10 protein-coding genes are annotated in these 9198 nt (G+C 59.5%); 8 read left to right on the top strand and 2 right to left on the bottom strand.

What is annotated here, in order from left to right; all coding sequences use genetic code 11:
• Positions 1-88 precede the first annotated feature (88 nt).
• The 6 genes from AWB64_RS02720 (at position 89) to AWB64_RS02695 (ending at position 5692) form a co-directional block, all read left to right on the top strand.
• Positions 89-1495: a sigma-54-dependent transcriptional regulator gene (locus AWB64_RS02720; protein ID WP_060817053.1), complete on the top strand. Its 1407-nt coding sequence runs from the start codon at positions 89-91 to the stop codon at positions 1493-1495.
• A gap of 309 nt (positions 1496-1804) precedes the next feature.
• A complete protein-coding gene (locus tag AWB64_RS02715) occupies positions 1805-2053 on the top strand; it encodes a hypothetical protein (RefSeq protein WP_063493144.1) in 249 nt (82 codons plus the stop codon).
• A 169-nt stretch (positions 2054-2222) separates the two neighbouring features.
• Entirely contained in the window at positions 2223-2495 is a 273-nt protein-coding gene (locus AWB64_RS02710; RefSeq protein WP_060817052.1) for a hypothetical protein, read from the top strand.
• Between the two features lie 198 nt (positions 2496-2693).
• Entirely contained in the window at positions 2694-4136 is a 1443-nt protein-coding gene (gene otsA, locus AWB64_RS02705; protein WP_060817051.1) for an alpha,alpha-trehalose-phosphate synthase (UDP-forming), read from the top strand.
• 131 nt (positions 4137-4267) lie between these two features.
• Positions 4268-4624 carry a chemotaxis protein gene (locus tag AWB64_RS02700; RefSeq protein WP_244163910.1) on the top strand — a complete coding sequence of 119 codons (357 nt, stop codon included), beginning with the start codon at positions 4268-4270 and terminating at the stop codon, positions 4622-4624.
• A 108-nt stretch (positions 4625-4732) separates the two neighbouring features.
• Positions 4733-5692, top strand: a complete 960-nt coding sequence (locus tag AWB64_RS02695) for a YihY/virulence factor BrkB family protein (RefSeq protein WP_082850341.1) — start codon at positions 4733-4735, stop codon at positions 5690-5692.
• 52 nt (positions 5693-5744) lie between these two features.
• Here the strand turns inward: AWB64_RS02695 and AWB64_RS02690 are convergent, their stop codons facing one another.
• Positions 5745-7229, bottom strand: coding sequence for an RNA polymerase factor sigma-54 (locus AWB64_RS02690; RefSeq protein ID WP_060817049.1), 1485 nt, complete (start codon positions 7227-7229; stop codon positions 5745-5747).
• A 488-nt stretch (positions 7230-7717) separates the two neighbouring features.
• Between AWB64_RS02690 and AWB64_RS02685 the strand changes: the two genes are divergently transcribed.
• Both AWB64_RS02685 and AWB64_RS02680 read left to right on the top strand, forming a co-directional pair.
• Positions 7718-8050: a BON domain-containing protein gene (locus AWB64_RS02685; RefSeq protein ID WP_060817048.1), complete on the top strand. Its 333-nt coding sequence runs from the start codon at positions 7718-7720 to the stop codon at positions 8048-8050.
• Positions 8051-8221: 171 nt separating this feature from the next.
• Complete coding sequence (locus AWB64_RS02680; RefSeq protein ID WP_060817192.1) at positions 8222-8509, top strand: hypothetical protein; 288 nt, start codon at positions 8222-8224, stop codon at positions 8507-8509.
• A 213-nt stretch (positions 8510-8722) separates the two neighbouring features.
• On the opposite strand, the gene AWB64_RS02675 is transcribed toward AWB64_RS02680, so the two are convergent.
• Positions 8723-9178 carry a PA2169 family four-helix-bundle protein gene (locus AWB64_RS02675; protein ID WP_060817047.1) on the bottom strand — a complete coding sequence of 152 codons (456 nt, stop codon included), beginning with the start codon at positions 9176-9178 and terminating at the stop codon, positions 8723-8725.
• Positions 9179-9198 lie beyond the last annotated feature (20 nt).

Genomic DNA, 9198 nt, shown 5'->3' with positions numbered 1-9198 from the left:
CGGGCAATGCAGGGTCCGCGCTCCCAGAGACCTCCACGGCGCGTTCAGCGTCGTGTGACCCTCAACGCTTTGGATAAATTCGAGACGCATGCCACATGTATTGATTGTCGATGACGATCCCAGTACCCGCGAGGCACTAGCCGCGATCATCGGCGAAGATGGACTGACGACTGCAACTGCTGGCGACCTGCGCGAAGCGCGGATCCAGCTCGTGCGCCAGACGCCTGACGTCGTCTTCACCGACCTTAAATTGCCCGATGGATCGGGCGTCGACCTGTTCGAGGACCTCGATCCGCGTTCGGGCGTGGAAATCATCGTCATTACCGGCCACGCGACCGTTGAGTCCGCCGTGAATGCGTTGAAGATGGGCGCGACGGATTATCTCGTCAAACCCATCAACATGCAGCGCGTGAAGGCGATCCTGAGCCGTCTGCCGCGTCCCGGCGACCTGAAGGCCGAGATTGGCACGCTGCGCGGCGAACTGCGCCGCATGGGCCGTTTCGGTTTGATGCTCGGCAATTCGCCCGCCATGCAAACCGTCTACGACCAGGTTGGCCGGGTCGCACCCACGGCGGCATCCGTGCTATTGATCGGCGAATCGGGAACCGGCAAGGAAGTCGCCGCGCAGACGCTGCATGAGCTGAGCTTGCGTCGCAAGCATTCGTTCATAGCCGTGAACTGCGGGGCGATATCGCCGAACCTGATCGAGTCGGAAATGTTTGGTCACGAGCGTGGATCGTTCACCGGCGCCGACCGGCAACACAAAGGTTATTTCGAACGCGCGAACGGCGGCACGCTGTTCCTCGATGAAATCACCGAGATGCCCATCGAACTGCAGGTGAAACTCCTGCGCGTGCTGGAAACGGGCATGTTCATGCGCGTGGGTACGACCAAGGAGCTCGAGACCGACGTGCGCCTGATCGCGGCCACGAACCGCGATCCCGAGCAGGCCGTGCTCGAAGGTAAGCTGCGCCTCGACTTGTATCACCGGCTCAACGTGTTTCCGATCAACCTTCCGCCGCTGCGGGATCGTGGTACGGATGTGGAACTGCTCGGACAGGCGTTCCTCGACGAACTCAATTCCCGCTACAACACCAAGAAGACGTTCCCGGCGGCCGTGCGCGACATGCTGGCTTCTTACCCGTGGCCGGGGAATGTGCGTGAGCTGAAGAACTACGTGCAGCGCGCCTACATCATGTCGGGCGCCGAGTCGGACAGTACCGCCACTGTGCCGTTGCAGATCTCGTTGTCGAAGCCATCGGCGGGAACGGCGGTGACCATTCCGTTCGGCACGTCGCTCGCCGAAGCGGACCGCCAACTGATCCTCGCAACGCTCGAACAGTGCGGCGGCGTGAAGACGCGGGCGGCGGAAATTCTCGGTATCAGCCTGAAGACGCTCTATAACCGCCTGGTCGAATATGGCGACGACGCAGCCAGCAAAGCGGCTGAAAGCGAAGCCAGCGAAGTAGGCGACGCAGGCGCCAACGGTCGCTAAACAGCGTTCGGGTCACAGGTTTTTGGCTACAACGCCCGTTCATTGGGATATCGAAAGATGTCCGCTTTGGACGGGCGTTTTTCGTTTGCACATGCAATATGAGCGCGGATAATGTTAATGGCTGATGTAGCCGCGTGGGATAAAGCGAAATGCAGGGCATGGCCCTTGCTGTGAGGAGATGTTTGGCTCGCGCGAGTTGCCGGAGATAAACGCGCGACGTGCGATGTGAGCCTAACAAGGAGTCCTTGGCCGGATTCGATTTTTCGGGTTCGTACGAGTGTCACCACCACAAGATCCAGGGAGCCCGCCATGACTGATCTCGCTTCGTCTTCGTCCCAAAGATTGTCTCGTGCTGAATTGCTCGGAGGCGTGTATGCACAGACGCCCCAGCCGCCGGATCCTCCGTTCACGCCCGAGCAGCCCCCGCCGTCACCGCAGGAGCCGCCCGACACCGTTCCCGATCCGACGCGCGAGCCACCGTCGCCGCCCAGTCAGCCGATCGGTGATCCGCCTCCGGCGCCAAACGAAACGCCGCACGTATCCGGCACGTTTCATTGATACGACGCTGCACCGGTTTTCTTGAAGAATTTTCCATCTCGCTGTAGGCATTACAACGTATCAGGCAATAGTGACCGTATAATCCAGTTTGTTTCGGTCATTATTGCTTTTTCACACAGCGATCTGCCGCCGATCCACTTCTCCGACGGCCTTCTTCCTGGAGGCATCCATGAGGCATCCCGCACTGCGCCGTTCCGCGCGCCATACGTCGCGTCGTGAGGCGCGCGCCGAGTCCGTCAAGTCTTCGGTCCCGCCGGACATCGCGGCAATCGATTCGACGCAGACCGCTCCGGCAACCAGCAACGATGAACCATCGCATGACCCCGCAGGGCAGAACCGTCCCGTGCCTGGCGTACCGCCGGACGGCGACCACAATCAAGGTGGAGTGCGCAAGGAAGGCATCGACTACCAGCGGGACCTGGGCTCGGAGCAAGACGCCTGACTTGAAGAATCGGCCCGGGCAATCCGCGCCGATAACCACCAAAATTTTCTGCGCCGTGACCAGGTGTCGGATGTTTTTGTTCGTCTGTCACATTTATACACAACTTTTGTTTTATAGATTGTAAAAAACGGCACGTCTCTTGCATTGCTATTCCGGTCAATTCGAACGAGCAACGACAACTGATGAGGTGAAGCAGTAATGAGCAGATTGATCGTGGTATCGAATCGCGTCGCACCGATCCAGGAGGGCAAGCCCGCAGCCGGCGGCCTGGCAATCGGCGTTCTGGACGCGCTAAAGGAGACAGGCGGCGTGTGGTTCGGCTGGAGCGGCGAGATTGTCGGCGAGGCGTCGGCTCCCGTGGTAGAGAAGCGCGGCAACGTCACGTATGCGACCGTCGGGCTGACGCGGCGCGATTATGACCAGTACTACCGCGGCTTTTCAAACGCGACGCTGTGGCCGACCTTTCACTATCGCAATGACTTGTCGCGGTTTGATCGCGAGGAATATGCCGGGTACGCGCGCGTCAACGCGAGTCTTGCAAGGCAACTGAAGCCGTTGCTCGAGCCCGATGACATCATCTGGGTTCACGACTATCACCTGCTGCCGTTCGCACAAGAGTGCCGCGCCGCCGGCATCAAGAATCCGATCGGTTTTTTCCTTCACATCCCGTTTCCCGTTCCCGAAGTCCTGCGCACCGTGCCGCCTCACGAAGAACTGATCAAGGCAATGTGCAGCTATGACATAGTCGGATTCCAGACCGAGGCGGACAAACAGTCGTTCGTGGATTACATCGAGCGGGGACACCTCGGGCATCTCAGCGAAGACGGGATGTTGCAGGCGCATGGACACATGCTGAAGGTTGGCGCCTATCCGATCGGTATCTATCCTGACGCCATTGCGAAGGTTGCAGAGCAGTTCTCGAATCGCAAGCCGGTGAAGAGCCTGCGCGACAGCTTGCGCGGCCGCAAGCTGATCATGAGCGTGGACCGCCTCGATTATTCAAAAGGCCTTGCCGAGCGCTTCCAGGCGTTCGAACGCTTGCTGCTTCATGCGCCGGGATGGCATGGCCGGGTGTCGATGGTGCAGATCGCGCCGCCTACGCGCTCCGATGTCCAGACCTATCAGCGCATCCGGCAAAACCTGGAAGGCGAAGCCGGGCGAATCAATGGCCGCTTCGCGCAGCTCGACTGGACGCCGATCCAGTACCTGAATCGCAAGTACGATCGAAATTTGCTGATGGCGTTGTTCCGGTTGTCGCAAGTGGGTTATGTCACGCCACTGCGCGACGGCATGAACCTCGTCGCGAAGGAATATGTGGCGTCACAGGATCCTGCCGATCCGGGCGCGCTCGTGTTGTCGCAATTTGCCGGTGCAGCCGATCAGTTGCCGGGCGCGCTGGTGGTCAATCCGTTCGACCTGTCCCAGATGTCCGAGGCGCTGGAACGTGCGTTGTCGATGCCGCTGGCCGAGCGCCAGGCGCGTCACACCGACATGATGGCGCCGTTGCGCGAGAACAATCTTTCCGTTTGGCGCGATTCCTTCCTGCGCGATCTGCGCAGCGTGGCCGCTGCGGCGTCGGTGACGAAAAAAGCGGTACGGCAGGTTTCGGAAGCGAAGCGTCCGGCGCGTGCATCGAGCTGAAATACGTTTGCGTGTTCCCTGTGTAGCGAGGCCCCGCACGTGGTTATGCCGTGCGGGGTTTTTATTTGCGCGGGCAGCGCTTCGCGGAACGGGTTTTGCGTTGATGAGTACACGCAAATCAGGAGGTCATCATGAGTGGAAGCACATTGGATCCGGACGAAGAGGGCGGTGTCGAGGTTGGCAAGGGGCATGGAACCGGCGCACTCGGGCCGAGCGATTCGTCGGACAGCGGCTCGGACGTGCAGGGCGAAAAGCGCTATCCGGGCGACATTGAGGACGAACTCGATCAGCACGCGCTCGGCCAGTCCGCCGCGGAACTGAACAGCGACACCGACCGCTACGGAACGGGCGAGACGGCATCCGCGGATGGCGATAACAACCTCGAACCCGACTCGGATATCCTGCCGGACGAAGTAGAAGACGAAACCCGCGCAATCGATGACGAGACGGCCGACCCGGCCAACGATGAGAACGAGGAACAGCCGTAAAATCTCGCGGTTTCATGCAAAAACGGCGCGCCCTTCGAGGCGCGCCGTTTTATTTTGCGCGTAAAAATCAGCGATGCTAAGCAAAGGCGGCCCGACCCGCTCCCGCCGATGAATCCGCGAATCCGCGCTACCATCGCGGGGAAAGGACACACGGACATTTTGCGGGAGCGCTATTTCTTGACCACGGCAACATCGAAACCCAAAGGCCAAAGACTTAAATTGTTCTGGTCCTGGATCCAGGAGCCGGTCGTCCAGTGGTCGCAGGATCATTGCGTCATGTTCTCGGCCGCCATCGCTTTCTTTGCGGCGTTTTCAATCGCGCCCACGCTCGTGATCATCATCGCGGTCGCAAGTATCTTTTTTGGCGCCGACGCAGTGCAAGGGCGATTGTTCGGCGAGATTGCGGGCGTGGTGGGAACGGATGCGGCGCATGCCTTGGAAGCGATCGTGGCAAATGCATGGCACGCCGACATTGCAGCGCGCACCGCGATTCTTTCCGGCGTCGGCGTGCTGGTCGGTGCGTCAGCGACGTTTTCGTCGCTTCATACGGCGCTCAACGTAATCTGGCCCGCGCCGATTTCCAGCACGCGCGACAGCATCCTCGCCATCCTGCGCGTGCGGGCGATCTCGTTCGCGTTCGTGATCGGCGCGGGTCTGCTGATTGTCGCATTGCTCGTGCTCGATGCCGTCGTGGTGCTGGTCGGCCAATGGGTGCTCGGCACGAACGGTCCATCGTTCCTGATCGCGGCGCTTGCACAACGCGCAATCTCGCTCTTCATGATGATGCTGGCGTTCGCGGTGCTGCTCAAGTTCCTGCCGAGTTCGCGCATGAAATGGCGCGACGCGGCGCTGGGTGCATCGGCGGCTGCGTTGCTGTTTGAATGCGGCAAACGGCTGTTCGCGTTTTACCTGCAGCATGCAGGCATGACGAATACTTTCGGTGCAGCGGGATCGCTCGCGATCATCCTGATGTGGTTGTATTACTCGGCGGCGGTGTTCTTGCTGGGCGCGGAAGTCGCGGCGACAGCGGGTCGCAGACGCACGCAATATATGTCCGGCTGGCGATAAAAAAGCGCCCTTGAATCCACTTCAAGGGCGCTTTTTGCCACCGTGCCTTCATTCAAGCGCGACGCAATTCCGCCGGCGGTACCTTCATGAGGTGACGATATTTTGCTACCGTCCGGCGCGCGACAATCACGCCCTGGTCCGCGAGCATCTTGGCGAGGCTGACATCCGAAAGCGGCTCGCTGCTGCTTTCTTTCGCGATCATTTCCTTGAGCAACGCACGAACAGCTGCCGCCGAACACGTGCCGCCGCTTTCCGTGCTCAACTCGCGCGGGAAGAAGTGCTTGAATTCAAAAATGCCGCGCGGCGTCGACATATATTTGTTGCCCGTCGCGCGCGAGATGGTCGATTCGTGGAGTTCGAGTTCGTCGGCCACGTCGCGCAGGACCAGCGGCTTGAGCGCGATTTCGCCATAGTCGAAAAACGCTTTCTGATGCGACACAATGCATTCCGCCACGCGCTGAATGGTCGTGAAGCGCTGCTGCGCGTTACGGATCAGCCAGCGTGCTTCCTGCAATTGCTGGGCAAGCGGCGAACGGCTTGCGCCAGCGGATTGCGCGAACAGTTCCGCGTACATGCGATGAATGCGCGCGCGCGGCAGCACCGCGGGGTTGATCGTCACGACCCAGTTCTTCTTGACCTGACGCACGATCACGTCGGGCACGACGTAATTGTCTTCTGCGGCGCCATAGTTCGAACCCGGTTTCGGATCGAGTTTGCGCACGAGCGCGCAGGCAATGCGCAACTCGTCGGCGCTGCAGCCAATCTTCTTCTGCAATTCGGCCTGCTCGCGGCGCGCGAGCCTTTCCAGATGATGCGTCACGATTTCGAGCGCCACGGCCCGTCCGGGCGTTTCCGGTTCCAGCGCCTCCAGTTGCAGGCGCAGGCATTCGGACAATGTGCGCGCGCCAACACCCGGCTTGTCGAGCGATTGCACAAGCTTCAGCGCAATATTCAGTTCGTCTTCGGACAGCGCGGGTTCTATGTCGACCAGTTCCGACAACTCCTGCAGGTCCTGACGCAAATAACCGTCGTCATCGAGCGCTTCAATGATGAGTTGCGCCACGGCGCGGTCACGATCGTTGATCGGATAAAGGCGCAGCGTGTCGTGAAGCGTTTCATGCAAGGACGGTTCGATGCGAACCCAGTCCGCAGGATCGGAGCCTTCACCATCGCCGTTGTTTCGTGTCGATGTGCGGCCGAACGGATCGGACGAGAACTCGCTCATGGAGTCTTCGTGCGACTGCGAATCGCTGCTGTCGGAACCGTCTGCGCTGCCTTCTGAGGCCATGGGTGCATCGACCGGCGCTGTGGCTTCGCCGAGCGTCGGCGTGTCGCCTATGGAACTGCCGTTGTCGGTGGACAGGGCGTTGTCTTCTGCTTGCGTCTCGTCGTACTCGAGGAAGGGATTCGTATCGAGCGCGTTGCGCAATTCCTGCTGAAACTCGAGCGACGAAAGCTGCAGTAGACGAACCGACTGCTGAAGGCGCGGCGTGAGCGCGAGGCTTTGCTTGGTACGTAGTTCGAGGGAAGGCGGCATTGCGTATTGTTCCTCAGTATTGGGTCTTTCGTGCGACCTCTAAAAGCAACACTCGTGCCATGCGATCGATGATTGTTGTGCAGCGTGCGTGAACACACGATTCAATGCAGATTTCCGGGAGTGGCATCTGGCTGCATGCCGTTAATGCGAGCCGGTTTCGCGCACTTTTTACACGCGTATCGGCAAAGCGCGGCGGTCCTGAAGTTTGGGACTGTGCAGCGTGGGGACAGAAAACATCACATGTAAAAACAGGCGCCATGCTTTGCCACATATGGCCCTGGCAATTCGTGCGCGGCGTGTCCACGAGTTACCGGACGCGTCCGGCATGATACTTGCGGTAGGGAGAGCGACCAGGATGTTTGACACTCCCGGTATGAATACGAGCAGGTTAGTGCAGCAACAAAGCTGCGGCCGTACGAGGCGGCCTGCGATTCAGCCAGGACAGCGGACTCCGCAGTCCTGTTAATTCGATAAAAAGGAGAATTTCTATGAAGTCGACCCAATTCCTGAAGGCAGCTGGCGGTATTGCTTGTGTGGTCTTCGCGCTGAACGTCAACGCGCAGACTGCTACGCACACAACAGGCGCTTCCACGTCGATCGGCACCAAGGTCGATGACTCTGCAATCACGACGAAGGTCAAGGCTGAGTTGCTGGGCGCGAAGAATGTCAAGTCCACGCACATCCACGTTAAGACGCGTGCCGGAATTGTTTCGCTGACGGGCACGGTGCCGACGGCCGACGACAAGACCGGTGCTGAAGATGTGGTGGCAAAGGTTGATGGCGTCGAGTCGGTCAAGAATCACCTGAAGGTTGTGCAGTAAGCATTAAAGAGAAGATGATGCGGACGCGCTGAGAGGTCGTCCGCACTTTTACTCTGACCGTTGATGATATGACGGCGGACATAATTGATCAGAACTACGAATAACATGACTGGATTCCGGAGCGTCTGGTTTTATCGCGGATGCCCGGCTCACAAGGAACTGGAGATGACCATGAAAAATACGAAGAAATTTGCTTTGCTTGGTGCAGTGGCTTTTGCTTTGGCGGCCCCGGCGATGGCGCAGTCGGGCGGAGGAGCAGCGGGCGGTGGTGGTGGCAATTCAGGCGGACCGAGTGATGCAGACAGCGCGATGGCAGCGTCGGGCACAATGAGCATGCATAAGAAGGGCATGGGCGGCACGACCCTGCATCAGCAAGACAAGAAGTCGCATCTGCACGGCGCTTCTGCAGCAGCAGCGGCGTCAGCGATGGGCACAAACGACAAAGGTGCGCCGCATTGATGTAGGCGCAGCCCTATCAAGAGTCTTGAAAGAAAAGCCGCGCTCGGCCACGAGCGCGGCTTTTTAGTTTTTCGAGCTTCGATCTTCGCCCGCTGGAATGGATGGCGGAGCCGGACGCCTCACAAGCTTTCCTTTCGTGCCACTCCAATTAAAAAAGCCGCCGCGCTGTCACAGCGCGGCGGCTTTTTTCATGCACTACAGCCCTGGCCTAAATCAGGACTTGGCGGCCGCTGCGTATTGGTCGCGAAGATCGCGGATGCGATCGTGGTTCTGGATCACGCCTTGGTACTGACGTTCGACGACTGCGCGCACATCGGCGGGCAGTTCCTTGTCCAGTGCTTCGCGATAATTCTTCTTCGCGACGTCTTCACCGCGCTCGCATTCCTCAAGGATTGCATGATCGGTACGATGGCTGACCGCCGCCTTCACGTCCACCCATCCACGGTGCAACGCACCGCCCACGCTTCCGCCAGTTTCCGGCTTGCCGCCCAGTCCCTGAACCACGTTTTGAAGTTCGCTTGCGCCGCGAGCACAGTCGTCCGCGCGGCCCGTGAACAATTGCTGAAGCGACGCATCCTTCGTATCGGCTGCAGCCTTCCTGAAGCCCTTTTCGCCGTCCTTCGACGTTTCAATCAGATCGTTGAGTACCGAGACGATGTTCGTGCTCATGTGGAACCTCCTGTGAGTTA

The sequence above is a fragment of the Caballeronia sordidicola genome, assembly GCF_001544455.2.
Lineage (GTDB): Bacteria > Pseudomonadota > Gammaproteobacteria > Burkholderiales > Burkholderiaceae > Caballeronia > Caballeronia sordidicola.
This window is presented reverse-complemented; position numbering and strand designations above follow the sequence as displayed.